Source organism: Spartinivicinus ruber, assembly GCF_011009015.1.
In the GTDB taxonomy this organism is placed as follows: domain Bacteria; phylum Pseudomonadota; class Gammaproteobacteria; order Pseudomonadales; family Zooshikellaceae; genus Spartinivicinus; species Spartinivicinus ruber.
Window position 1 is genome coordinate 6,319,628 of sequence record NZ_CP048878.1, and the last position, 24,610, is coordinate 6,344,237.

At 41.3% G+C, this 24,610-nt stretch carries 23 protein-coding genes and 1 pseudogene; 5 read left to right on the forward strand and 19 right to left on the reverse strand.

Annotation, left to right across the window (positions count from 1 at the left end):
* Nucleotides 1–28: 28 nt before the first annotated feature.
* The 14 genes from glmU to mnmG form a co-directional block, all read right to left on the reverse strand.
* The gene (glmU, locus tag G4Y78_RS28440) at nt 29–1,396 is read right to left on the reverse strand and encodes a bifunctional UDP-N-acetylglucosamine diphosphorylase/glucosamine-1-phosphate N-acetyltransferase GlmU (RefSeq protein WP_163836305.1); all 1,368 of its coding nucleotides are present in this window, start codon (nt 1,394–1,396) and stop codon (nt 29–31) included.
* A 240-nt stretch (nt 1,397–1,636) separates the two neighbouring features.
* Nucleotides 1,637–2,062 carry a F0F1 ATP synthase subunit epsilon gene (locus G4Y78_RS28445; RefSeq protein WP_163836306.1) on the reverse strand — a complete coding sequence of 142 codons (426 nt, stop codon included), beginning with the start codon at nt 2,060–2,062 and terminating at the stop codon, nt 1,637–1,639.
* 160 nt (nt 2,063–2,222) lie between these two features.
* Nucleotides 2,223–3,602 carry a F0F1 ATP synthase subunit beta gene (gene atpD, locus G4Y78_RS28450; protein WP_163836307.1) on the reverse strand — a complete coding sequence of 460 codons (1,380 nt, stop codon included), beginning with the start codon at nt 3,600–3,602 and terminating at the stop codon, nt 2,223–2,225.
* Between the two features lie 40 nt (nt 3,603–3,642).
* Nucleotides 3,643–4,503 carry a F0F1 ATP synthase subunit gamma gene (gene atpG, locus G4Y78_RS28455; protein WP_163836308.1) on the reverse strand — a complete coding sequence of 287 codons (861 nt, stop codon included), beginning with the start codon at nt 4,501–4,503 and terminating at the stop codon, nt 3,643–3,645.
* Nucleotides 4,504–4,610: 107 nt separating this feature from the next.
* On the reverse strand, nt 4,611–6,155 hold the full coding sequence (gene atpA, locus G4Y78_RS28460) for a F0F1 ATP synthase subunit alpha (RefSeq protein ID WP_163836309.1): 1,545 nt from the start codon (nt 6,153–6,155) through the stop codon (nt 4,611–4,613).
* 17 nt (nt 6,156–6,172) lie between these two features.
* Nucleotides 6,173–6,706, reverse strand: a complete 534-nt coding sequence (locus G4Y78_RS28465) for a F0F1 ATP synthase subunit delta (RefSeq protein WP_163836310.1) — start codon at nt 6,704–6,706, stop codon at nt 6,173–6,175.
* A gap of 17 nt (nt 6,707–6,723) precedes the next feature.
* Nucleotides 6,724–7,194: a F0F1 ATP synthase subunit B gene (locus G4Y78_RS28470; protein ID WP_163836311.1), complete on the reverse strand. Its 471-nt coding sequence runs from the start codon at nt 7,192–7,194 to the stop codon at nt 6,724–6,726.
* Between the two features lie 77 nt (nt 7,195–7,271).
* Nucleotides 7,272–7,529 (reverse strand): F0F1 ATP synthase subunit C, encoded by a 258-nt coding sequence (atpE, locus tag G4Y78_RS28475; RefSeq protein WP_163836312.1) that lies wholly within the window; start codon nt 7,527–7,529, stop codon nt 7,272–7,274.
* Nucleotides 7,530–7,592: 63 nt separating this feature from the next.
* Nucleotides 7,593–8,453, reverse strand: coding sequence for a F0F1 ATP synthase subunit A (gene atpB, locus G4Y78_RS28480; RefSeq protein ID WP_163836313.1), 861 nt, complete (start codon nt 8,451–8,453; stop codon nt 7,593–7,595).
* Between the two features lie 98 nt (nt 8,454–8,551).
* Entirely contained in the window at nt 8,552–8,947 is a 396-nt protein-coding gene (locus G4Y78_RS28485) for a F0F1 ATP synthase subunit I (protein ID WP_230425668.1), read from the reverse strand.
* Nucleotides 8,948–9,395: 448 nt separating this feature from the next.
* Nucleotides 9,396–10,268, reverse strand: coding sequence for a ParB/RepB/Spo0J family partition protein (locus G4Y78_RS28490; RefSeq protein WP_163836314.1), 873 nt, complete (start codon nt 10,266–10,268; stop codon nt 9,396–9,398).
* A 78-nt stretch (nt 10,269–10,346) separates the two neighbouring features.
* Nucleotides 10,347–11,129 carry a ParA family protein gene (locus G4Y78_RS28495; protein ID WP_163836315.1) on the reverse strand — a complete coding sequence of 261 codons (783 nt, stop codon included), beginning with the start codon at nt 11,127–11,129 and terminating at the stop codon, nt 10,347–10,349.
* 35 nt (nt 11,130–11,164) lie between these two features.
* Nucleotides 11,165–11,839 carry a 16S rRNA (guanine(527)-N(7))-methyltransferase RsmG gene (gene rsmG, locus G4Y78_RS28500; protein WP_163836316.1) on the reverse strand — a complete coding sequence of 225 codons (675 nt, stop codon included), beginning with the start codon at nt 11,837–11,839 and terminating at the stop codon, nt 11,165–11,167.
* Nucleotides 11,840–11,842: 3 nt separating this feature from the next.
* Nucleotides 11,843–13,747: a tRNA uridine-5-carboxymethylaminomethyl(34) synthesis enzyme MnmG gene (gene mnmG / locus G4Y78_RS28505; RefSeq protein ID WP_163836317.1), complete on the reverse strand. Its 1,905-nt coding sequence runs from the start codon at nt 13,745–13,747 to the stop codon at nt 11,843–11,845.
* A 989-nt stretch (nt 13,748–14,736) separates the two neighbouring features.
* Between mnmG and G4Y78_RS28510 the strand changes: the two genes are divergently transcribed.
* A complete protein-coding gene (locus G4Y78_RS28510) occupies nt 14,737–16,752 on the forward strand; it encodes a M4 family metallopeptidase (protein WP_163836318.1) in 2,016 nt (671 codons plus the stop codon).
* A gap of 52 nt (nt 16,753–16,804) precedes the next feature.
* Here the strand turns inward: G4Y78_RS28510 and G4Y78_RS28515 are convergent, their stop codons facing one another.
* The 3 genes from G4Y78_RS28515 to hmpA form a co-directional block, all read right to left on the reverse strand.
* Nucleotides 16,805–18,178, reverse strand: coding sequence for a multicopper oxidase family protein (locus G4Y78_RS28515; protein WP_163836319.1), 1,374 nt, complete (start codon nt 18,176–18,178; stop codon nt 16,805–16,807).
* Nucleotides 18,179–18,537: 359 nt separating this feature from the next.
* Nucleotides 18,538–19,617, reverse strand: a complete 1,080-nt coding sequence (locus tag G4Y78_RS28520) for a hypothetical protein (protein WP_163836320.1) — start codon at nt 19,615–19,617, stop codon at nt 18,538–18,540.
* A 154-nt stretch (nt 19,618–19,771) separates the two neighbouring features.
* Entirely contained in the window at nt 19,772–20,980 is a 1,209-nt protein-coding gene (gene hmpA, locus G4Y78_RS28525) for an NO-inducible flavohemoprotein (RefSeq protein ID WP_163836321.1), read from the reverse strand.
* 279 nt (nt 20,981–21,259) lie between these two features.
* Here hmpA and G4Y78_RS28530 point away from each other — a divergent pair, with 279 nt between their 5' ends.
* Both G4Y78_RS28530 and G4Y78_RS28535 read left to right on the forward strand, forming a co-directional pair.
* Nucleotides 21,260–21,592 (forward strand): ArsR/SmtB family transcription factor, encoded by a 333-nt coding sequence (locus G4Y78_RS28530; RefSeq protein WP_163836322.1) that lies wholly within the window; start codon nt 21,260–21,262, stop codon nt 21,590–21,592.
* Nucleotides 21,593–21,802: 210 nt separating this feature from the next.
* Complete coding sequence (locus tag G4Y78_RS28535; protein ID WP_163836323.1) at nt 21,803–22,135, forward strand: glutaredoxin family protein; 333 nt, start codon at nt 21,803–21,805, stop codon at nt 22,133–22,135.
* 472 nt (nt 22,136–22,607) lie between these two features.
* On the opposite strand, the pseudogene G4Y78_RS31825 reads toward G4Y78_RS28535, so the two are convergent.
* Nucleotides 22,608–22,751, reverse strand: a pseudogene (locus G4Y78_RS31825) (transposase); the annotation flags it as partial.
* A gap of 323 nt (nt 22,752–23,074) precedes the next feature.
* Nucleotides 23,075–23,779 (reverse strand): ArsR/SmtB family transcription factor, encoded by a 705-nt coding sequence (locus G4Y78_RS28545; protein WP_163836324.1) that lies wholly within the window; start codon nt 23,777–23,779, stop codon nt 23,075–23,077.
* A gap of 148 nt (nt 23,780–23,927) precedes the next feature.
* Between G4Y78_RS28545 and G4Y78_RS28550 the strand changes: the two genes are divergently transcribed.
* Nucleotides 23,928–24,266 carry an NIPSNAP family protein gene (locus G4Y78_RS28550; protein ID WP_163836325.1) on the forward strand — a complete coding sequence of 113 codons (339 nt, stop codon included), beginning with the start codon at nt 23,928–23,930 and terminating at the stop codon, nt 24,264–24,266.
* A complete protein-coding gene (locus tag G4Y78_RS28555) occupies nt 24,263–24,577 on the forward strand; it encodes an antibiotic biosynthesis monooxygenase family protein (protein WP_163836326.1) in 315 nt (104 codons plus the stop codon). The genes G4Y78_RS28550 and G4Y78_RS28555 overlap by 4 nt, the downstream gene beginning before the upstream one ends.
* Nucleotides 24,578–24,610: the final 33 nt, after the last annotated feature.

Consider the following 24,610-nt stretch of genomic DNA (forward strand, 5'->3'; position numbering starts at 1 on the left):
AACAAAGCATAAAGGTAATTCACGACAACTAGGATTTTTTAGTGGGCCGCTGCCATCCCCCTAAGTTTGTCTGGCGGGTTCTGCCGATAGCTAACTCATTGGCTGGAACATTTTTGGTGATAGTTGATCCTGCTCCTGTTGTAGCACCTTTGCTGATAGTAACAGGCGCTACTAATGAGGTATTCGAGCCAATGAATACGTTGTCTTCAATTGTGGTTGTAAACTTGTTGGCGCCATCATAATTGCAGGTAATGGTACCAGCTCCAATATTCACATGTGCGCCGACCTCAGCGTCACCCACATAGCTCAGGTGGTTAACTTTACTGCCTATACCAATTTTGGCTTTTTTAGTTTCTACAAAATTACCCACTTTGGCTTTATCGGCTAACTCAGTACCAGGACGTAGTCGAGCAAATGGGCCGATATCACAGCTGCTGTGGATAGTAGAATCTTCAATAATAGAGTTGGCTTTAATGGTGGTATTTGAGCCAACCTGGCAGTTTTTCAAAATACAGTTGGGCTCGATAGTAATGTTATCACCAAGTGTCACTTGGCCTTCAAAGACTGTATTAACGTCAATGATCACATCTTTGCCAACGGATACTTCACCGCGGATATCTATACGACTGGGGTCTCTTAATGTTGCCCCTGCTATCATCAGATCTTCTGCTTGCTGTAATTGATGCCAACGCTCTAACTTGGCAAGCTGAATTTTATTGTTTACCCCTTCGACTTCTTGTTCACAAGAAGGGTGTACGGCAGTTATGGTCATGCCATCTGCTACAGCCATGGCAACAATATCTGTCAAATAATATTCACCCTGAGCATTGTCATTAGATAATTTAGGTAACCAGTGGTGTAGTTTTTCGGAGCTGACAGCCATGATGCCTGTGTTAATTTCGTTAATAGCTAATTGCTCTGGTGTGGCATCTTTATGCTCAACAATTGCTGTAATTTTTTCTTCATTGTTGCGAACTATACGACCATAGCCAGTAGCATCTGCAAGTGTGACTGTTAATAAAGCGAATCCAGTTTGCTGAGCTGCATTAATCAGCTGTTGTATTGTTTCTTTTTTAAGCAGTGGCACATCGCCGTATAAAATCAGCACCAAATCTGAGCCTGCGACATGCTCTATTGCTTGATGAACAGCATGGCCGGTGCCAAGCTGCTGCTCTTGTAATACCCAACTAGCCGGGTACTGACTAAGAGTTGATTTGACTTGATCACTGCCATGGCCAATGACCACATGAGTTTGGCTTTCTGTCAGTGCCTGTTGTGCAGTTTCAATTACGTGGGCTAGCATCGGCTTTCCTGCAATTTCATGAAGCACCTTGGGTAGGTTTGACTTCATGCGTGTACCTTGGCCTGCAGCCAGAATAACTGTATCTACCTTCATGGTTTTTCTATCCAAATCCGACAGTTATTAGGGTATCTCTAAAAATGCACTTTCTACCCGATAGCTGTGCTGCCTTGCTCTCATGAATAAATTACTATTTTTAGAGGTGCCCTTAAGTATATATACTCTTCGCGAATAATTTTTCGCTTTGACTTTAGCCAGGGTGGAAAATTATTCGTGAAGGGTATAAAACAAAAAAAGGGCAGCATATGCTACCCTTTTTCAGCTTCGAAATATTCGCTACCGGCCCAATTTCCTACGAATTTGTTCCAATGTGCGAAGTTGAGCAGCTGCTTCAGCAAGCTGTGTTTGAGCTCGCGTGTAATCAAAGTCACTGCTCTTATTAGCCATTAAATGCTCAGCCTCTTGCTTGGCCTTTAAGACAGCAGCTTCATCTACATCATCAGCACGTATAGCATAATCAGCTAATACTTTGATTTCGCTTGGCTGCACTTCTAAATAACCACCAGAAAGGTAGTATATTTCTTCTTCGCCACCTTGCTTAATTACCCGAATAGGGCCAGGTTTAAGATTTGTCAGCAGCGGCGCATGGCCAGGTGCGATACCTAAATCACCCAGTTGCCCAGGAGCAATCACCATTTCCACTAAACCGGAAAAAACTGCGGTTTCGGCGCTGACTATATCGCAATGCACTGTAATTGCCATTGTTGTTTGCCTCGCTGGCTTGAGGGAGTGTTATTAAAGTACAACATGTTGACTGTGTTCTTTTACCCCCTCACTGAATGACGTAACAGCGATAAGGTTTTGCCTTTAAAAATAATGCTTTGAGCATTACCCCTAGCAGCTAAGCCTTATCACTGGGGTTTTATTTCATTGACTTAGCTTTTTCTGCTGCTTCATCAATTGAGCCAACCATATAGAACGCTTGTTCTGGTAGGTCGTCATACTCGCCATTCAGGATGCCTTTGAAGCCACGAATTGTTTCTTTCAATGGTACATATTTACCTGGAGAACCAGTAAATACTTCTGCCACGAAGAATGGCTGAGACAAGAACCGTTGGATCTTACGTGCACGGGAAACCGTTAGCTTATCTTCTTCAGAAAGCTCATCCATACCCAAGATAGCGATAATGTCTTTCAGTTCTTTATAGCGTTGCAGTACCGCCTGAACACCACGAGCTACTTCATAATGTTCCTGACCAATTACTAATGGGTCAAGCTGACGGGAAGTAGAGTCTAGTGGGTCAATAGCAGGGTAGATACCTAGCTCAGCAATTTGCCGTGACAATACAACTGTCGCATCCAAGTGAGCGAACGTGGTCGCTGGTGATGGGTCAGTCAAGTCATCTGCAGGTACGTATACCGCTTGAATAGACGTAATAGAACCGGTTTTAGTTGACGTGATCCGCTCTTGTAGTACACCCATCTCTTCCGCCAGCGTAGGTTGGTAACCTACCGCAGAAGGCATACGGCCTAACAGTGCTGATACCTCAGTACCTGCTAGGGTGTAACGGTAAATGTTGTCAACGAACAGCAATACGTCACGGCCTTCATCACGGAATTTCTCCGCCATGGTCAAGCCAGTTAGAGCAACTCGTAAACGGTTTCCTGGTGGCTCGTTCATCTGGCCATATACTAGAGATACTTTGTCGAGTACGTTTGACTCTTTCATCTCATGATAAAAGTCGTTACCTTCCCGCGTCCGCTCACCTACACCAGCGAATACAGAGTAACCACTGTGCTCAATCGCAATGTTACGAATAAGCTCCATCATGTTTACGGTTTTACCTACTCCCGCACCACCGAACAGACCAACTTTACCACCCTTAGCGAATGGACAAACTAAGTCGATTACTTTGATACCGGTTTCCAGCAACTCATTTGTGGCTGCCTGGTCAGCAAACTTAGGTGCTTCACGGTGAATAGAGGCACGCTCTTGCTCACCAATTGGACCCGCTTCGTCAATGGGATTACCCAAGACGTCCATGATCCGACCTAAAGTTTCTTTACCTACTGGCACCGCAATAGGCGCACCAGTGTTACTTACATTTAAGCCACGGCTCAACCCTTCAGTTGATCCCATAGCAATTGAACGTACAACGCCATCACCTAGCTGTTGTTGCACCTCAAGTGTGGTTTCTTTGCCCTCAACATTAAGAGCATCATACACTTTAGGTACAGAGTCGCGAGGGAATTCCACGTCGATAACGGCGCCGATAATTTGTACGATACGTCCGCTACTCATAGCTGGTTCCTCTACCAATCTTAATGAACCTGTTTAACCGTTAAACTGCGGCAGCGCCGCCCACGATCTCTGAAATTTCCTGGGTAATTGCCGCTTGGCGGGCTTTGTTATACACCAGTTGCAGTTCACCAATCAGATCACCTGCGTTATCAGTTGCGCTCTTCATGGCAACCATTCGAGCAGCTTGCTCACAGGCATTGTTTTCTACTACTGCTTGGTAAACTTGTGATTCGATATAGCGAACCAATAACCCATCCAGTAACTCTTTTGCATCGGGTTCGTAAATGTAATCCCAATGATGCTTTAAAGCCTTATCTTCGATTGGCTTTAAAGGTAAGAGTTGCTCGGTATGAGGCTTTTGCGTCATGGTATTGACGAACTGATTGTATACCAGGAATAACCGGTCGATTTTGCCTTCATCATACGCATCAAGCATGACTTTGACTCCACCCACTAAATCTGATGGAGTTGGCGTATCGCCCAGACCGTTAATTAACGCTTCGATATTTCCACCAAAATGGCGGAAAAACGCTCCTGCTTTATTTCCTACTAAACACAGATCGACTTCTACACCTTTGTCATCCCATGCTTTCATTTCATTGATCGTTTGTTTGAATAGGTTGATATTCAAACCACCACAAAGGCCACGATCAGTAGAAACCACAATAAATCCGACTCGCTTAACTTCACGGTCAGTCATGTAGGCATGGCGATACTCTGGTGTCGAGTTGGCAATATGGCCAACAACCTCACGGATCCGCAAAGCATAAGGACGGCTGTGTTGCATTCTGTCCTGGGCTTTACGCATCTTACTAGCGGCCACCATTTCCATGGCGCTGGTAATTTTTTGCGTGTTTTTGATACTCGCAATCTGTGTGCGAATCTCTTTTCCGACTGCCATGTAGCACCTATTTCAGGTTAGTGACACATTAAACATGTCAGCTTTGCATTTGCAGCAGTAAGCGAACGGCTATCTGTATGTTTCGATAACCATTCACTTAAGAAGGCTTACCAAGACTGAGTTGCTTTAAACTTCTCAATCCCTTCCTTCAAGCCTTTCTCGATTTCATCGCTGTAGCCACCAGTTTCATTGATTTCTTTGATTAGGTCAGCTTGTTCGCTGTTCATGTAAGAGATCAATGCGGCTTCAAAGTCACCGACTTTTTTCAGCTCAACGTCTTCGAGGTAGCCTTTGTCTGCTGCGTACAGGCTGACCGCCATCTCTGCAACACTCATTGGTGAGTACTGCTTTTGCTTCATTAACTCAGTAACACGTTGACCGTGTTCCAATTGTTTACGGGTTGCTTCATCTAAGTCAGAAGCAAACTGAGAGAATGCTGCCAATTCACGGTATTGGGCTAGCGCCAAACGGATACCACCACCAAGTTTCTTGATGACTTTTGTTTGTGCTGCACCACCTACCCGAGATACGGACAGACCTGCGTTAATTGCTGGTCGGATACCTGAGTTAAACAAGCTTGTTTCCAGGAAGATCTGACCATCGGTAATCGAAATTACGTTTGTAGGAACGAATGCAGATACGTCACCGGCCTGTGTTTCAATGATTGGTAAAGCAGTCAATGAGCCTGTTTTACCTTTCACTTTTCCGTCAGTGAATTTTTCTACATATTCAGCATTTACCCTAGCGGCACGCTCAAGTAAGCGAGAGTGCAAGTAGAAAACGTCACCAGGATACGCCTCACGCCCAGGCGGACGACGAAGTAACAATGAAATTTGACGATAAGCCCAAGCTTGCTTGGTCAAGTCATCATAAACAATCAGTGCATCTTCACCGTTATCGCGGAAATACTCACCCATCGAGCAGCCTGAAAATGGAGCCAGGAACTGCATTGCTGCAGGATCGGCTGCACCGGCGGCAACAATAATGGTGTGCTCCATAGCGCCGTGTTCTTCTAGTTTCCGAACAACGTTAGCAATAGAAGATTGCTTCTGGCCAATGGCAACGTAGATACACTTAATGCCAGTCCCTTTTTGGTTGATGATCGTATCAATCGCAACCGCAGACTTACCAATCTGGCGGTCACCGATAATCAGCTCACGCTGACCACGACCGATAGGTACCATCGAGTCAATTGCTTTCAAACCAGTTTGCACTGGTTGATCAACAGACTGGCGGCTGATAACACCTGGCGCAACCTTCTCAACAGGAGAAGTCAAATCAGTATCCAGAGGGCCTTTGCCATCAATTGGGTTACCTAGTGCATCTACCACACGTCCCAATAGTTGCTTACCAACGGGTACTTCTAAGATACGGCCAGTACATTTTGCGGTTTGGCCTTCGGCCAAATCCTGATAGTCACCTAAAACAACGGCACCAACAGAGTCTCTTTCCAGGTTTAAGGCCATGCCAAAAACGCTGCCTGGAAACTCAATCATTTCGCCGTACATTACGTCAGCTAATCCGTGAATCCGTACGATACCATCGGATACGCTGACAATTGTGCCCTCATTACGGGCATCAGAGCTAACATCGAGCTTCTCGATGCGCTGTTTTATAATATCGCTGATTTCTGATGGATTTAGTTGCTGCATGCTCTGCCCCTTTAAACTCAGGATTTCATCGCGTCGGCCAATCGATGAAGTTTGGCGCGTAATGAGCCATCAATAACCAGATCACCTGCCTTGATGACCAAGCCACCGATTAAACTTTCATCAACTTCGTTCACGACATTTACATCGCGACCTAAACGCTTGCTGAGTGCTTTTGCCAATTTCTCTTGCTGACCACCAGTTAACTCCATCGCTGAAGTAATGGTGACGTCAATAGACTTTTCTTGCTCTGCTTTTAATAGCTCAAAAAGTTCTGCAATGAGTGGCAGCAAAGTTAAACGTTTATTCGAAGCTAAAGCACGAATGAAATTTGCGCCTTGTTCATCCAGCTCTTTATCACAGACTTCAACAAATGCATTGGCTTGCTGGGTTGTGGTCAACCCAGGAGAGCCAAGCACTTGCTGGACTTTTCCAGCTTGTGATACAGCGGATGCTATAGCCAACATTTCTGACCATTTGGCTAATGCTTTATGCGCAAGTGCATATTCAAACGCAGCTTTAGCATAAGGCCGGGCTAAGGTGGTCAGTTCCATATGGATAACCCCCTTGGTTACAGCTCAGCGGCTAGCTGATCAACGAGTTTGCTCTGGGCTTTCTTATCAATCTGTTGCGCCAGGATTTTCTCGGCTCCAGCAACGGCAATGCTTGCCACTTGGCTACGCAGTGCTTCTTTTGCTCGATTAAGCTCTTGTTCAATCTCAGCTTGGGCTGCGACTTTGAGTCGCTCACCTTCAGTCCGAGCTTGATCTTTAGCTTCTTCAACAATTTGATTTGCCCGCTTGTTGGCTTGCTCGACGATCTCCGCAGCTTGCTCTTTGGCCTCACGCAGTTGCTTACTGGCTTTTTCTTGAGCCAGGTCTAGATCACGCTTAGCGCGATCAGCAGCTTCTAAACCATCTGCAATTTTCTTTTGGCGATCGCGTAAAGCTTGTGTAACTGGTGGCCACACATACTTCATGCAAAAGATCACGAAGATCGCAAATGCTAGTGATTGCCCTATAAGGGTTGCATTGAGATTCATGCCAACACCTCTCGCGTTTAGTGTTAAGGAAAACTAATGCTTTACAACGACTGGCATTAGTCGTTTAAGCACAATAATTACCCTTGTACTAATGCGACAAATGGGTTAGCGAAGGTGAAGAATAATGCAATACCTACACCGATCATGGTTACCGCGTCCAATAGACCCGCAACGATGAACATTTTCACCTGAAGCATTGGTACCATTTCTGGCTGACGAGCAGCACCTTCTAAGAATTTACCACCTAATAAGCCGAAACCGATCGCAGTACCTAGTGCACCAAGACCGATCAACAGACCTACGGCAATTGCTGTCAAACCAACTACAGTTTCCATATTTCCTCCCGACAGTTGTCGTAAACAAAGTTAATGGTAAAAAGTTAATAACTACTATCTTGTTTAGTGATCTTCGTGGGCCATGCTTAGGTATACGATGGTTAACATCATGAAGATGAAAGCCTGTAGCGTAATTACTAAGATATGGAAGATTGCCCATGGAACGGACAAGAACCACTGCGCCCACCAAACAGGAATAAGGGCGATCAAGATAAAGATCAGCTCACCAGCGTAAAGGTTACCGAATAGACGTAGTGCCAGTGATATTGGTTTTGCGATTAAACCAACTCCTTCTAACAGCAAGTTGAATGGAATCATCCACTTGCCGAATGGCTGAAGGGTAAGCTCACCAACAAATCCGCCAACCCCCTTAACCTTGATGCTGTAGTAAATAATCAGGAAGAATACGCCTAGAGCCATCGCAATGGTGGCGTTTGGATCGGTAGTGGGTACTACCTTCATGTATTCAATACCAATAGCGCTTGCAAGTAATGGAATCCAGTCAACGGGCACTAGGTCCATTAAGTTCATTAAAAACACCCAAACGAAAATAGTGAGAGCTAATGGTGCAATTAATGGGTTGCGGCCATGGAATGTATCTTTAACGCTGGTGTCAACAAAGTCGACCATTAATTCAACAAAGTTTTGCAAAGCACCTGGTACACCACTAGTGGCTTTTTTAGCTGCCCTACGGAATAGGAATAAGAATAAACAACCTAATGCAACAGCCCAGCCTAGTGTATCTAGGTGAAAGGCCCAAAAACCCATGGCTTTTGCTTCAGCAGCACCATGGGCAAGTGTCCAAGTTGAGTCTGTCAGCACAGTGCCGTCATAACGCTCATAGCCTTCTGGTAACCTACCAAAGGTGAGGTTTTGCAGGTGATGCTGGATATATTCAGTTGCTGTTTGATTTTCACTCGCCATACATACGCTCTCGTGACAATTCTAAGAAAACGGTCTAGAAACGCTAAAATTCTGTACTTAAAACCTTATTGGCTCTCTTTAAAGCCTTAATGTGCTTTTTAAAACTTTAATAAAGCCGCAGTAAACCAGTTCACTGCTTGCACTAAAATAAAGGTTCCGAATAAGGCGAAAACATTGAGAGGCTCAACAAAACCAAACACCAGTGCAAACAATAAGGCAGTTAAGACGAACTTAACCGCTTCTCCCTTATAAAAGGACTGAGCAATTTTTTTAGCTGCTCGTGCACCAGAGTATTGAAAGGCTTTTTTGGCAAGATAAGCATTAGGAATCAGGCAGATGAGTCCACCCAATAATGCCGAGTAGGCCGTTACCACGCTGTGTAATAGCAAGACACTTGCTATACAAACCGTCACAATGAATTGTGCAATAATAACCCGGTAGATCGGTGGTTTAGGTAAACGAGGTGCCCCCATCACTACTTTAGTTAACCCCATTTATTAACTACTCGCCTTACTAACCTTACCAAAAGGTCCCCCCTTACGACCTTAAAGAAACGATCAACTTTAAAGCTGTTTACCTCTAAATCAAATAATGATTCAGGTAAAAAGCTATTTGGATATTAATTAGCCGCCAGGTATAAAATACCTTTGTTATCCTTACTGTTTTATTCAACTTAAACTCTTTTGTAGCTTTAAATTGAGCTTAGCTACTCACAAAAGTCGAACAGTTGGATAATTGATAACCAAATAGCTTTATATAAACTTCAGCCAAAATTTGGGGCCAGAAGTATATTTCGAATAGCCTATATGATCAACACTACATCAATGTATTCGTGTGCTTGATAATGAATAAACAACATTTTCTTGATCTTAATTCATAGTTTTGTTGTTCAAAAATAGACTATTTATTGATCAGTTATATTTAGGTCATTAATGTTTATAATTATTTAATATGGGCTAGCACACCATCTAACTCGTCTAAGTTGTTGTATTTTATTACTAACTTACCTTTTCCTTTTGCGGAGTGCTGAATGAATACTTCAGTACCGAGCTTTTCTCCTAGCTCATCTTCTAGCTGTTTTATATCGGGATCAATTTTTTGTTCAGGTTTGTTATTTTCTGCTTCTGCTTGCATTCGCCGCACAAGGGCTTCAGTTTGTCGAACGGATAAACCTTTAGCGACAATAGTTTTGGCTGCCATTAACTGTTGCGTTTTAGTTAAGCTTAAAATAGCTCTGGCATGACCCATTTCTAAATCACCGTGCTCTAGCATGGTTTTGACATCATCAGCTAAGGTCATTAAACGAAGCAGGTTGGTAATAGTTGCACGTGACTTACCAACGGCATCAGCTACTTGTTGTTGAGTTAAACCAAATTCTTGTTGTAGTCGGTGGAGTGCCATGGCTTCTTCAATTGGGTTTAAGTCTTCACGCTGTATATTTTCAATGAGAGCCATAGCAATAGCTGCTTCATCTGGCACTTCACGAATGACGGCGGGTATTTTATCCAGGCCTGCTAATTGTGTTGCGCGCCAGCGTCGTTCGCCTGCAATAATTTCGTATTTATTTTGACCAATTGGGCGTACGACAATAGGTTGCATTACTCCTTGGGCTTTTATTGAGTTAGATAACTCCTCTAACGCTTCAGGGTGCATATCACGGCGAGGCTGGTAGCGACCACGTTGAATCCACTCAACAGGTAGCTCTTCTAACTGGTTGTTTTGCTCTTCGTTGGTTTCTACAACAGCTGTTGCAGTTGTGGTGCTTCCCAGTAAAGCGTCAAGGCCTCGGCCTAACCCTCTTTTTTTGGTTGCCATTGGTTTTGCAAATCCTGAATAAAAATACTAGGTTGATTATGCCGTAAACTAATGCCAGTTAACACTGTTGATTAATAATTAAGCGCTAATAGCTACTTGCTCTTGTTTACGAATCAGCTCACCAGCTAAAGCCAGATAAGCCAATGCACCTTTTGAATGTTTGTCGTATTTTAATACAGGCAAGCCGTAACTGGGGGCTTCTGCTAAGCGAACATTACGAGGAACCACAGTTCGGTAAACCTGGTCGCCAAAATGTTCAACCAATTGCGCTGACACTTCATTGGTCAAGCTATTGCGAGCGTCATACATTGTTCGTAATAAACCTTCAATTTTTAATTTGGGATTTAATACTGAAACAATGCGACTAATGGTGTCTAACAATGCCGATAACCCTTCAAGTGCATAATATTCACACTGCATGGGGATAATAACCCCGTCAGCGGCAGCCAAGGCATTGACAGTTAACATGTTTAACGAAGGTGGGCAGTCAATCAGAATAAAATCATAGATTGTTCCTACATCTGCCAGGGCTTTCTTTAGGCGTAACTCTTTTTGTGGAATATCTAATAGCTCTACTTCAGCTGCAGTAAGGTCAGCATTGGCTGGAAGCAAGTCAAAACCAGCTGGGTCAGTTGGTATTAATGCACCTTGTGCATCAATTACGCCCACTAATACATCATAAATGGAGTTTTCTAAGCTGTTTTTATCTATGCCACTGCCCATCGTGGCGTTGCCTTGTGGGTCTAGGTCAACCACCAACACTTGCCGTTTAGTTGCGACTAACGACGCAGCGAGATTAACGCAGGTAGTGGTTTTTCCCACGCCCCCTTTTTGGTTAGTTACCGCAAGTATTTTGGCCACGATAGTTTCCTTTGTGTTACCTATTTTATGTCACTTTAAGAAGCGATGTTTGCATTATTGTTTTGTAATATTACCAAGTGACGTTCACCTTCACAGTTTGCTACGTTAAGTGGTATAGATTTTACCAGCTTTGCTGAAAGTGCTTCAGCTTGTTGAATCTCCTCTACTGGATGGACACCTTTCATGGCAAACAAATACCCTTCTGGTGCGAGCAGATGTTGAGTCCATTTCACCATATCTTTTAGAGCACTAAAAGCTCGGGAGATAATAATATCAAAGGGTTTATCAACCTGAAATTGTTCAACGCGTTTTTGAACGACTTGTATATTATCTAACTGTAAAGCTGTTTTTGCTTGTACTAAAAAACGGGTTTTTTTGCCGTTACTATCTAGCAAAGTGAGCTGTTTATCTGGAAAGCAAATCGCTAATGGAATGCCCGGTAAACCAGGACCTGTTCCTACATCCAAGATGTGATTGCCTACTATATGTGGCACAACACTTAAACTATCCAGCAAGTGACGTGGAATCATTTGTTGGATATCTCGAACAGCTGTTAGGTTATAGGCTTTATTCCACTTATTGAGTAAGGTCAGGTAAGCCGTTAGTTGTCCCAGTTGAGCCTCAGTGAGTTGAAGCCCCATTGCAGAGGCTCCTGTGGCAATCGCTTGGGAATGTTTTTTAGAAGATTGTTGTTGAGAGTTTGAGTTCACTACTTAAGCGCTTAAATCAGTTTTAGTTTTGTCGGCAACGATGGATCGTTTTTTTAAATGAACAATCAGCAGTGAAACTGCAGCAGGCGTTACACCAGGAATTCGTGAGGCACGCCCCAGAGTTTCTGGCCGTGCATCTGACAGTTTTTGCTTAATTTCATTGGATAAGCCAGCAATTTGTTGGTAGTCCAAATCTTCTGGCAAAAGGGTGTTTTCGTGACGCCTTAGCCGGGCGATTTCTTCAGTTTGTCGGTCAATATAGCCTTGGTATTTAGTTTGAATTTCAACCTGCTCAGCGACTTGAGGATCATCTGAAACTGGCTCGCCCACTAAGTTAGCTATCGCCTTATAACTCACTTCAGGTCGGCGCAATAACTCTAATAAGTTGTATTCCCGGGTAATTGGTTTTTCGAAGATTTTATTGGCTTCTTCACCGGCAGTCGTATTAGGTTGAATCCAGCTGGTTTTTAGCCGCTGGGTTTCTTGTTCAATGGCCTCTTTTTTACGGCAAAATACTGCCCAGCGTTGATCATTGATCAAGCCAAGCTCATGGCCTTTTTCGGTTAACCGTAAATCTGCGTTATCTTCTCTTAAAATCAAGCGGTATTCAGCACGGCTGGTAAACATTCGGTAAGGCTCTTGAGTACCGTTGTTGATCAAGTCATCAACCAATACACCAATATAAGCTTCATCACGACGTGGGCTCCATGCCTCTTTTTCTTGTGCTCTTAAAGAAGCATTTAAGCCTGCAAGTAAGCCTTGTGCTCCAGCTTCTTCATAGCCTGTGGTGCCATTGATTTGCCCGGCAAAAAATAATCCACCGATAAATCGAGTTTCTAAAGAAGGCCTCAAATCTCTTGGATCGAAGAAGTCATACTCAATGGCGTAGCCTGGGCGAGTGATATGGGCATTTTCAAAACCTTTTATCGAGCGCACTAACTCAAGTTGCACATCAAAAGGCAGACTGGTTGAAATACCATTAGGGTAAAGTTCGTTGGTGGTTAAACCTTCAGGTTCAACAAAGACCTGGTGTGAGTTTTTATCCGCAAAGCGAACAATCTTATCTTCTATAGAAGGACAATATCGTGGACCAACACCTTCGATAACCCCGGTGTACATTGGTGAACGGTCCATTCCACCACGAATGACGTCATGAGTTTGCTCATTGGTGTGGGTTATGTAACAGCAAATCTGTTCTGGGTGATCAGCTAATGAACCCAAATAAGACATCACTGGCGTGGGGGTGTCCCCAGGCTGTGGGGTCATAGCAGAAAAATCGACTGATTTGGCATCAATACGAGGGGGAGTACCTGTTTTTAATCGTTCAACTCTAAATGGTAGTTCACGAAGTCGATTGGCCAAGGCGATAGAAGGTGGATCACCTGCTCGACCGCCGGAATAATTTTGTAAGCCAATATGAATTTGTCCGCCTAAAAATGTGCCTGTTGTCAGTACCACATTATTAGAGAAAAACTTTAGGCCCATTTGGGTAACAACGCCCTTAACTTGGTCGCCTTCCACAATCAAGTCATCAGCAGCCTGTTGAAAAATATCCAGGTTGGGCTGGTTTTCTAAAACCCGGCGAATTGCAGCCTTATATAAAGCGCGATCAGCTTGGGCGCGGGTGGCACGAACTGCCGGACCTTTGCGAGAGTTAAGTACACGAAACTGAATGCCTGCTTTATCGGTAGCTAAAGCCATAGCTCCGCCCAGGGCATCGATTTCTTTAACCAAATGGCTTTTACCAATACCACCAATAGCAGGGTTACAGGACATTTGCCCTAATGTTTCAATATTGTGGGTTAATAACAGTGTTTTAACCCCGGTGCGAGCCGCTGCCAGGGCCGCCTCTGTGCCTGCATGGCCGCCACCAATGACAATTACGTCATAGCGAGTCGGATAGTCCACAGTAATACCTCACCCAGATGCCTGTTTAAATGATCGCCTAGTATATAGAAAAGCGTTCCAGTGCTGTACTAGGTCTGTAGCTGTAAGTATGTCTGGCTATTTTATAGTCAAATTTAGAGATTGCTATAGGTATTAGTAGTAGGGCGTTTTTTATTCTCTGAAAGTTATCCACAGATAATAAAGAAAAGTTGAGGAATTTCTCACGAAATTAACTTGATATCCACAACTAATCACACCTTATCCACAAAATCAAGAATAAAGTTGACTGATTGGGCAGTTATTTTTGTAGATAGTTTTGGCTTTCTTGGGTAGAGAGATGGTGTTAACACCTGTAGTTTTTCCCCCTGCCTTGCTTCTTCTTAGGTAATACAGACTGTGGCCGAATCAAATTGCCCCCTTTCTTGGAATTCATACCCCAAAATCACTTGAAATTAATATTATTAAAGTACGAATAATTTAAAATAATGCCAAGCAAGTTTGTTGGTAATTACGGTAATTTTTAGTTTACTTTCAGTAATTTGGTTTTTGAGTGTAAGTATTATAATGGGTTTAATTATAAATAATATTTAATGGCCACTATAAAATAATATTATTAGTCAAATCGGTTGAGGAGAAATAAAAGGTTTGTTGTTTAATTGGGTCAAAAAAAACACTACTGATGACTTTTAAAGAATAACCTGTGACCTTTTTCTAAGTTAATTAATTTTATTCCTGCATTATACCCTACAGATTAATCGCCAGTTAATACCTTGTAAGTAAAGTAAAAATTTCTGATAAGGTATGAGTTGTTGTTTAACTGGAATGTTTATTATCTATTTATGTATCTCAATCAGTTTGGAATTTTTTGTAAAAAATATTGAAGAGTTAAGCTAATTGTTGAGCCGCTATTTTAGCAATATTTGATAGTGTTTGTTTGAAATAATAAAAATATCAACCTCGCTATTAGCATACTCGACAAGCCTAATAAATTTACTTTGATGAGGCTTATTATGAAAAGTCAGCATGTTTTAAAACAAATTGCGTATGCTGGTGTGCTCAGTGCCAGTACTCTAGTTTCTATGACAACGCTAGCGGCAGAAAGAATTAACCTTGAAGAGCACGAATTAACTCGCGCTATACGTAGTATTGCACCTGTGCACGAAATTTTGGAATTAGAATCTGAAAAAGATGCTAAACCTGCTGCTATGATGAAATTTAATAGTGGTATTAAAAAAACTCGTTATCAGCAGCATTACAAAGGGGTGCCTGTTTGGGGATATACCTTTGTTGCTGGTGTTGATAAACAGGGTGTAGCAGGAGATTTTAGTGGTCATTTATTAAGAGGCCTTGAACAGGATAACTTAGTTGTTGAGCCAAGTATTTCTGCTGACCAGGCACTGGAAATTGCTAAACAGCAACAAGGGCATGCTGGTTTTAAATCAGCCAGAATAGAGCATAACGACAAACAACTTTATATATATGCTGAAAATCCAGAAAAACCTCGATTAATCTATGAAGTTTCGTATTTTACCCATGACCCAGAACCTACTCGCCCTTTTTATTTAATTGATGCTCATACCGGTGAAGTGGTTGATAGTTGGGAAGGTATCAATACAAGAGAAGCCACAGGCCCAGGTGGAAATAAAAAAATGGGTAAATACATGTATGGTAAAGACCATGGCATGCTACCTGTTGATGATCAGTGCCGGATGAGTACTGAGAATGTTGAAACCATCGACATGAAACATCAGAGTTCAGGTGGTCAGGTACATAAGTTTAGCTGTCCAGAAAATACTCACAAAGAAATTAATGGCGCCTATTCACCACTAAATGATGCCCATTATTTTGGAATGATGGTTTTCAAAATGTATAAAGAGTGGTTTAACATGAAGCCACTGCCACATAAATTAAAAATGCGTGCCCACTATCGTCGAAATTATGACAATGCCATTTGGGATGGCCGCGCAATGTCTTTTGGTGATGGAAGTAGAACCTTTTACCCACTTACATCATTAGATGTATCAGCCCATGAAGTTAGCCATGGTTTTACTCAGCATAATTCAGGTTTAGCATACCGAGGTCAGTCAGGTGGTATGAACGAGGCTTTCTCTGATATGGCGGGAGAAGCTGCTGAGTTTCATATGTTTAAAAAGGTAGACTGGCTGGTTGGTGCAACTATAACCAAAAGCATGAAAGCACTTCGTTATTTTGAAAAACCAAGTCAAGATGGACGCTCAATTGATCATGCCAGTAAGTATCGTAATGGGATGGATGTGCACTTTTCCAGTGGGGTTTATAACCGCGCTTTTTACAACCTAGCCAATACCAGTGGGTGGGGGGTTAAATCTGCCTTTGAAGTGATGGTTATTGCCAACAAAATGTATTGGAAACAAAATACCCAATTTGAAGACGGCGCTTGTGGGGTAATGAAAGCAGCTAAAGATAAAGGCTGGAGTGTTGGTGATGTTAAAGCAGCGTTTAAAGTAGTAGGGCTAGGCAACCGTTGTAATGTGCCTGATGGTGGTGATAAGCCAGGTGATGGTGATAATCCAAATCCCAACCCGAATCCAAACCCCAACCCGAATCCAAACCCCAACCCCAACCCAAATCCGAACCCCAATCCGAATCCAGACCCAGAGCCACCACAAGGTGACTTCAAGCCAATGATGAATGATATGGAGGTATGTTTAGGAAGCCGCAGTGGCAGTATGCAGGTGAATGCTAGTAGTTGTAGTAAAAATAAGAGCCAACAATGGAAATTGGATTCCAAAGGTTTATTACATCCAGCGAATGAGCCTGAGAAATGCCTGATCATGGAGCAATGGTGGAGTGGTAAAAACCGTGCGATGGTTGGTAGCTGTAATGCGAATGATATGAAGCAACGATGGACCCTTAGCAATGGCCGTTTACAAAATGTAGCTTATAACTTTGCAGTTATTCAGCACTTTTATGAGAAGCACAAGGACTGGGTTGGTATTTGGTTGAAGGATGAGAATAAAAAAGGACAGAAATGGAACTGGAAATAGTATAACCTTTGTGAATGATGAAAATGAGAAAGGCCCTCAGGGCCTTTCTCATTTAAACAACCGAAATATACCCCATTAATCCTGTTTTCATATGCTCAATCACATGGCAGTGAAACATCCATCTACCTGGGTTATCTGCCACAAAAGCAATTTTCACCCTTTCATTTTTTTCCATTAAAACAGTATCTGTATGGTATGGTCTGATTTTCTTTTTATTTGACCATAAAACAGTAAATGTATGACCATGCATATGAATAGGATGTTTATGTGGAGTGACATTTTTCATATCAAAGATATAGGTTTTGCCAAGTTTTAATTCTGCTAACGGTACGGGTAAATTACTTTTGCTCATTCCTTTCCAGACACGGCGGTTGATAGTCCAAAATTCATGCTTGGGTATACCGTTTTTATCTGCTGGCGTCATAGCGCCAGACCATTCAAATAAAAAATTTACAGTTTTGGCATTCTTTACATCTGGTTCTGGGATGGGGTTGACTGGCAATGCAGGGATATTTTTTCTTTTTGGTAACTTAGCTGTAACTGTCTGCAATTTTAACAGATCAAAGAAAAGCCGGCCTTTTCCATTTTGTACTTCAATAACTTCACCTGATTTTTCTGGCGCGATAAAAGCAATATCTAAACGCATTCCTGCACCGATTTCATGGGCTGTTAATGGCACAGGTTCGCTCAGCGCATTACCGTCTATAGCAATGATTTTTGCTGGGAAGTCTTTTAAAGCAATTTTATAAATAAGGGTGTTATCGACATTTAAAAATCGTAATCTTATCAATCCACCCGCAGGAATTTCGATTGTCGGTTTGTGTTTACCATTAACTGTTTCGTAACGGCCAGGTGTTCCCATTCTGGCAGCATAGCGAGGGATTGATAACTCGGTAAACTCTCCCTTCTCATCAATATGCCAGTTTTTCAAACAAAGAGGGATGTCTGCATCAAAATCAATTGTTTCTGCTTCTTCAACAATTAAGGCACCCACTAAACCTCTGCCAAGCTGTTGGGTGCTGTTCATGTGGGGGTGGTACCAAAATGTGCCAGCATCAGGACAAACAAAGTTATAGATAAAGGTTTCGCCAGGCATAATTGGTGGCTGTGATAAAAATGGCACACCATCCATTGCGATATCAATTCGAATACCATGCCAATGAATTGTAGTGGGTTCGTTTAGTTTGTTAATAAACTTTATCCGAATGCGTTTACCCTGTTTTGCACGTAATACAGGTGCGGGATAACCACCATTGAATCCCCAAATTGAAGTGTTAATACCATGGATGAGTTCGGCAGAGCCTTCTTCGGCTGTTATTACATAGTCAAAGCCAGGTTCTTTTGCTGCTAATACAAGTTGAGGAACTTGGCTAGCCGCTATAATACCTGCAGAGGATAACAAAAACTGACGCCGGGAAATTGCCATTTTACATCTCCTAAAAACCTGTTGGGCATTTAACCAGCACTGAAGTAGAAAGTAAAATACACCCTTCTTGAACTACACGTTGGGTATACACCCATCGTTCAGGGTAAAACGCTACTGCTTCATTTAACAATTAATAAAACACAATTGTTGTTGGCTGTTAAAACCTATTACTCAACAAATACTACTTTGGATAATACATTAAGGCCACGGCGTCAGTAGTTTAGCCAAAACGGCTACAAGCACTGAAAAGGATAAGAGGTAACGTACGGCATCAAACGCTACTAATTACAACTTAGTATAACCTGTATATTTATGCCAATTTTTTATATGCATTTTATAAAATAATTTTTGTAGAAACATCAGCTGGGCTTAGCTAAATATTTATCAATAAACATCAAAATATGCTGTTCTGAATAACTGTGTCTAGCTAGGTAAGAGCTGTAACCCTTTGAATGTGGGTCAATTATGTAGCGGGTGCCCAAGTTGGTTAAAGAAAATTTAGCTCGAAAACGGCCGCCAGTTTTCCATAATAAAGGGTCGCATATAGGGTCCCCAGCAATAAAATAATGCTGAATATGTTGTTTAACCCAATCTGCGTCCCAAAGACGATTGGCTTTTGCTAAATCTAGCAAAGCAGCATGACCGAGGGCTGCTGAGCTATACCCAATGGCCTTTACACTATGTTTAATTGCTGCATATTGGGCCATTGCACCGCCCAAAGAGTGCCCAAGTAATAATAAATTTGGAGCAATTTGAGGCTGCTTGTTGCTATTCGCCAATTGTTGTGTGGTTGTCTTGATAGCATCAACAACTGCAGCTGCCTGTAGATAAAGTGTTGGTACTGAATTAGCTACCAGGTTTTTTAAATCTGTAGTTAGCTGTTGGAGAGATAAGGATCGATAGTGTTTGGGTTTAACAAAGCCTTTGCCAGAATGCGTGCCGCCAAAAACCAGTTTAAGTTGGTGGCTGGTTTTGTCATAAAAAAGTGCTGCAATAAGCCCTGTGTGCTTATCAAAAACGATTCCTTCAGTTGAAAACTTCAGGTTAGTTAGCAATGGTTTTTTAAGAAACTCAGAGCGAAAATCTTCTAGCCGATATAAGCTGTGTTGAGAAGAGTTGTTTATCTTTTCTTCAATATCGCTAATATGGGTAAGTGATTCGCCATAAGTAAACCCTGCAAGTGCTGCATTCACAGCAATATCAGATAAGTCTCCTTGCTGCATATCGATAGGCTTTTCTTGCCAAAGCTGCTTTCGGTTTAACCTGCTAATAACGGTTTCTGCTAAAGATTTACTTTCAGATAAACTATTAGACTTAAACAGTTGTTTAAATGATTGTAAGCTGATTGTGCTTAAACTATTGCGGGAGGAGCTTCTACTTAGATCAACAGCATCTACCATGGAGGGTAAATAACTATTTGTTTTTATTGGATTTATCATTGATACAACCTGAACACTACACCGTTAATTACACCACTTGCTTAAGATATATAACAAGTGGCGCTTTTTATAGATATCAGGTTTAAGTCGGTTTTTTTATGAATCTAAGAGCTGGCTGGCTATTTATCGTTCCTCCAATTGATCATTTGGTTGTTTATAAGGTTTGTTGTGGCCCAAATACTTCATAATGCACTTGGTTTGGTTCTACTCCCATAGTTAACAGCTGTTGGTTAACTGCCTGCATAAAACCAAATGGACCACACAGGTAGTATTGAGCATTAGGCAATAACAATTGTTGTTTAATAGCATCAAGCTGCATAGTTCCTTCAAACTGGTAATCTATCCCTTGTAGGTCAGTTGCTTCCGGTTGGCGATACCAGATAATAGATTGAATATTGTTATTTTCAGCTTCAGTTTGCTTAATAAACGACTTAAATGCATGTACTTTACTGTGCTCACAGGCATGTAAGTAAAAGATGGGAGCTTGGTGATTGCTGGCAACTAAGGTATTTAACATGCTTACCAGTGGTGTTAAACCCACTCCAGCAGAAATAAGTACAACAGGTGTTTCTTGGTTGGCTTGCAAATAAAAGTCACCAGCAGGAGGTAACACTTTTAAAGTATCGCCTACCTTGATTTGCTCATGAAGGTAATTAGATACAATGCCTGGTTTTAATCCTCTATCTTCTCGTCGCACGCTAATACGATAAGTTTGGCCATTCGGTTTGTCAGATAATGAGTATTGTCGTATTTCTTGATATGCAGATGACTCTGGTTTGGTCATTACACTTAGGTATTGCCCAGGTTTAAAACTTTTTACAGGTTTTCCATCAACAGGAGCTAATTTAAATGAGGTGATTAACTCACTTTCAATGGTTTTTTCTATCACTGTAAATTCTCGCGGGCCTTTCCAACCACCCTCTACTCGCTCATATTCACTATAAATGGTGGCCTCACGCTCTATAAAAATACCTGCTAGAACTTGATAAGCTTTCCCCCAAGCCTCTAATACTTCATCTGTTGCTACTTCAGGCGCTAATTCTTTTAACGTAGCCAACAAATGATTACCGACTATGGGGTAGTGTTCTGGTTGAATTAAAAAACCAGTGTGTTTTTGTGCAATATGCTCAATAGCGCCAGTGAGCACTTCAGGCTTATCAATAAACTTAGCATAGGCTAATACAGCATTAAATAAGGCTTTTGGTTGTTCTCCGGTGTGTTGATGACTCTCATTGAAAATATTTAGCAGTTCTGGGTTGTGGGTAAACATTCTTTTATAGAAGTGTTCAGTAATTGCTGTGCCCGCTTTTTCTAATAGTGGTACGGTGGCTTTAACTGTGTTGATGGTGTTTGTGTCTAGCATCAATAGCTCCTTTATATTTACCCTGGGCGTTATCGAGATTGGTACCCTTTGCTTCAACAAGGATAGCTGGTTAACTTTAATATGTAGGTTAAATACATTATTTAAATATGCATGCTACATCCATATTTTAGAGGGAGCAAGTAACTCAATATAGGTATTTACCACTATCATATTGGTGGTAAGCGCTGCTGAAGCTATTTGGGTTTCACACCCAGTATATATCAGGGTATATTAAACCAATTGGTTGAGTGTTTCTGTGCAACATCTATACTGGCTATTATGCGAACACTTCAATCCATATCATTAGATTTAGTTTTCAAAGCTCTGGCTGATGAAACCAGACGTGAGCTTTTGCAAACATTATGTAAGAGTAGTTACAGCATTCGAGAGTTAGCGGAGCCTTTTGATATCAGTTTTGCTGCAGTCGCAAAACATGTTGGTGTGCTAGAACGAGCGGGCTTGATAACCAGAAAAAAGCGAGGGCGGGAGCAAATATGTTCAATCAACCCGTTAACGCTACAAGCAGCACATCAATGGTTAGGCTTCTATGAAAGCTTTTGGAACCAACAGCTTGATCATCTGGATGATTATGTCAGCTTACTAAGTAAATAATATTTACTTAGTAGTGGCATGACAGCAAAGATAATATAAATATTACACTACAGTTTTCAGAGATATTGATTAACCAAACCCAGTTAACAATACAGCATGAAGGGTTTGCAACAGTAGATGCAAAACGTATAAACATAGTCAAGGGTGGGATGGTTGTTTGGGAAAACTATCCAATAGATTAAATCAAGAGGGGTAGTAAAAAAGGAAGTTATGAAGAAGTGGTTGATAATAGTTGCTGTAGTTGTTTTATTTCAAAACCGACAAGAAATAAGCTTGTTCTTAAATCCACCACCTGACTTTTCAGCAATTAATAAAGAAGACGTTGTGCTATACGCCACCAGTTGGTGTGGTTACTGCAAAAAAGCCAGAACATTTTTAGAAAAATATAAAATACCTTATATAGAGTATGACATAGAAAAGTCAGCGGTAGGTTATCAACAATACAAACAACTGAATGGCAAAGGAGTACCGTTCTTTTCGGTTAAGGGGAAAACCATCAATGGCTATAACCCCCAAGCAGTAGTGGCAGCTTTGGAGGGGTGAGGATACAGAAAATCTATGTCTGTTTGTAGATACACTTTTACATGATTAATTTGTAAGCATTTTAGCCTTTGCTACAAAAATGGGGTGGAATAAACGAACGAGATATTCTGCTGATACAGCATTTAATTGTTTAATCGATATTGTAGGAAACTTACCGATTGCAAAAGTCGCAAAGTCAGTTGTGATAGATTTTATACCGCAGCTTTACGAGTATCCTGCTAATAGAAATAGAGGTAAAAATAAAGAATCAATAAGAAAGATACCTATACATAGAGACCTGATTAAAATAGGGTTAAGTGATTATATTTTAAATAGGGAGCGGCAATAGAAGCTTTTTGAGCTAATTCCTTTAGATGGTAAATATGGAAGGGTAGTTTCTATTTGGTTTTCATCTCTTAAAAGGAAGATGGGCTTCCCTCCATCTAAAGTTTCCGGCATACCGTCAGGGATTCAGGGATACCTAGCGAGCATATCAAGGCACTATTAGGCCACTACAGTGTATGTGGTCTGCCTCACCGCCAAACTGCTCTAAATCAATTTTCCAGCGTTTGCATTGTTCATTACAAATAGCTTCAAGGCTATTGAGTATGTCATTAGTGAAGAACTTTCTACGGTATTTGGTTACTAGGGCCTGTTAACACTAATGTTGTTACAATAGGCTCATGGAGATTACAACACAACAATTTAAAATGATCGAACACTTGCTGCCTGTTCAGCGCGGCAATGTAAAATTATCGACTAACAAGTTCACCAAACTTTTCGAGAGCAAGTACATGTAAAGAACCTTTTGGATTATCAGTACTACAGATAATCGTAGTTGGCTCTGACAATGCTACTTGTATGAACCACAAATAGCTCAATAGCTGACACCCCAATAATTTGGCTAGACCTATAAAACTCATAACTCACTAATTTTTAATATTTAATTTACTAGTATAGTCAAATGTGGCAACTAATTATGAGAGTAGAGGGCAAGTTATACTGTTTGACAAAGCTGTTGGAACCATTCCGAGTAAACCTAATAGCTCTGGAATCTAATTGTTTAGTAGCCCAGCCCTTACTAAATATATCTGTTAATATCCATTGACCTAAACTACCTGATAGATGGCTACGTCGTTCACTCCAATCCAAACAAGCTTTACATATCGGGCGTTTAGTTTTATTCAGTTTATTAAAATCTATCCCTAATCCTTTGAAAAAAACTTTCCCCTGAGTACTTACGACTAATTCAGTACTATTGTCGACTATGTGACCTTGTGATATTAAGGTATCATAAAGCACTACACCCAGCTCCCCAGCTAAGTGATCGTAACAAACACGGGCTTTCCTCAATGCAGGATCACTAGGACCAGTTACAACTTTTTGATGGGTTGTTATAGAACTAATATTCAGTAGTTTCTCTATAAGCCCAGCAACCTCAGCGTCTTTCAATTGAAAATACTTGTGCCTTCCCTGCTTTCTTACAACGACTAGTTCGCCATTTACTAGCTTTGCTAAATGGCTACTGGCTGTTTGTGCAGTAATATCTGCTTCTATAGCCAGCTCTGTGGCCGTTAATGCCTTGCCTCCCATCAATGCAGTTAGCATTTTTGCTCTTGCTGTATCACCAATTAAACTGGCTACAAATGAAATATCAGGTTCCAACTTAAATCTACCTTCATACCTTTTTAGGCAATATTATACTGATCATTTTAAGTATATATCCATTTGAAAGAGAACAGTTCGATGCTCATCGAAGCAAAACAATTATTGCTTGTTAGACTGCCTGAACAACCAAGAGGAAATAACACTAATGAGCATTACCTGTTTTATTGAGTATGAAATAGATCCATTGAAACTGAATAAATTTCAAGAATATGCCCAAAACTGGGGTGAAATTATACCTGCCTGTGGAGGCGAGCTAATTGGTTATTTTTTACCCCATGAAGGTACCAATGATACAGCTTATGGATTAATAACCTTCCAAAGCCTGGCAGGCTATGAAAAATATAGGGCCAGGTTGAAAGAAAATAATAAAGGAAAGGCAAACTTTAATTTTGCTCAACAAGAAAAATTTATCATTTCAGAAAAACGTACATTTTTAAAAGTAGTACCCCAAACCTATAAACAACCAGCAAAGGATGAAATATGATCGCCGTCATATTTGAGGTAGAGCCTAAAGAAGAGGGAAAGGAAGAGTATCTTACAATAGCAGCGGAATTAAAAACCAGTTTAGAAAGTATCACTGGCTTTATCTCTGTAGAGCGCTTTGAAAGCTTAACAAACCCTAGCCGTATTCTTTCACTCTCTTTTTGGGAAGACGAAAATGCAGTAAAAACCTGGCGTAACCAAATTGAACATCGAAGAGCACAGAAAAGAGGTAAAGACTATTTATTTGATTATTATAGAATACGAGTAGCAGAGGTTGTTTGTGATTATAGTATAAAAAAAAATCCCACATAAGACACCATTAACTTCTGGTGTCTTATGTTTACT

What these genes read in the sequence shown, in the direction of transcription:
- glmU (WP_163836305.1), bottom strand. Translation starts at nt 1,396, where the DNA reads ATGAAGGTAGATACAGTTATTCTGGCTGCAGGCCAAGGTACACGCATG.
- G4Y78_RS28445 (WP_163836306.1), bottom strand. Translation starts at nt 2,062, where the DNA reads ATGGCAATTACAGTGCATTGCGATATAGTCAGCGCCGAAACCGCAGTT.
- atpD (WP_163836307.1), bottom strand. Translation starts at nt 3,602, where the DNA reads ATGAGTAGCGGACGTATCGTACAAATTATCGGCGCCGTTATCGACGTG.
- atpG (WP_163836308.1), bottom strand. Translation starts at nt 4,503, where the DNA reads ATGGCAGTCGGAAAAGAGATTCGCACACAGATTGCGAGTATCAAAAAC.
- atpA (WP_163836309.1), bottom strand. Translation starts at nt 6,155, where the DNA reads ATGCAGCAACTAAATCCATCAGAAATCAGCGATATTATAAAACAGCGC.
- G4Y78_RS28465 (WP_163836310.1), bottom strand. Translation starts at nt 6,706, where the DNA reads ATGGAACTGACCACCTTAGCCCGGCCTTATGCTAAAGCTGCGTTTGAA.
- G4Y78_RS28470 (WP_163836311.1), bottom strand. Translation starts at nt 7,194, where the DNA reads ATGAATCTCAATGCAACCCTTATAGGGCAATCACTAGCATTTGCGATC.
- atpE (WP_163836312.1), bottom strand. Translation starts at nt 7,529, where the DNA reads ATGGAAACTGTAGTTGGTTTGACAGCAATTGCCGTAGGTCTGTTGATC.
- atpB (WP_163836313.1), bottom strand. Translation starts at nt 8,453, where the DNA reads ATGGCGAGTGAAAATCAAACAGCAACTGAATATATCCAGCATCACCTG.
- G4Y78_RS28485 (WP_230425668.1), bottom strand. Translation starts at nt 8,947, where the DNA reads ATGGGGTTAACTAAAGTAGTGATGGGGGCACCTCGTTTACCTAAACCA.
- G4Y78_RS28490 (WP_163836314.1), bottom strand. Translation starts at nt 10,268, where the DNA reads ATGGCAACCAAAAAAAGAGGGTTAGGCCGAGGCCTTGACGCTTTACTG.
- G4Y78_RS28510 (WP_163836318.1), top strand. Translation starts at nt 14,737, where the DNA reads ATGAAAAGTCAGCATGTTTTAAAACAAATTGCGTATGCTGGTGTGCTC.
- G4Y78_RS28515 (WP_163836319.1), bottom strand. Translation starts at nt 18,178, where the DNA reads ATGGCAATTTCCCGGCGTCAGTTTTTGTTATCCTCTGCAGGTATTATA.
- G4Y78_RS28520 (WP_163836320.1), bottom strand. Translation starts at nt 19,617, where the DNA reads ATGATAAATCCAATAAAAACAAATAGTTATTTACCCTCCATGGTAGAT.
- hmpA (WP_163836321.1), bottom strand. Translation starts at nt 20,980, where the DNA reads ATGCTAGACACAAACACCATCAACACAGTTAAAGCCACCGTACCACTA.
- G4Y78_RS28530 (WP_163836322.1), top strand. Translation starts at nt 21,260, where the DNA reads ATGCGAACACTTCAATCCATATCATTAGATTTAGTTTTCAAAGCTCTG.
- G4Y78_RS28535 (WP_163836323.1), top strand. Translation starts at nt 21,803, where the DNA reads ATGAAGAAGTGGTTGATAATAGTTGCTGTAGTTGTTTTATTTCAAAAC.
- G4Y78_RS28550 (WP_163836325.1), top strand. Translation starts at nt 23,928, where the DNA reads ATGAGCATTACCTGTTTTATTGAGTATGAAATAGATCCATTGAAACTG.
- G4Y78_RS28555 (WP_163836326.1), top strand. Translation starts at nt 24,263, where the DNA reads ATGATCGCCGTCATATTTGAGGTAGAGCCTAAAGAAGAGGGAAAGGAA.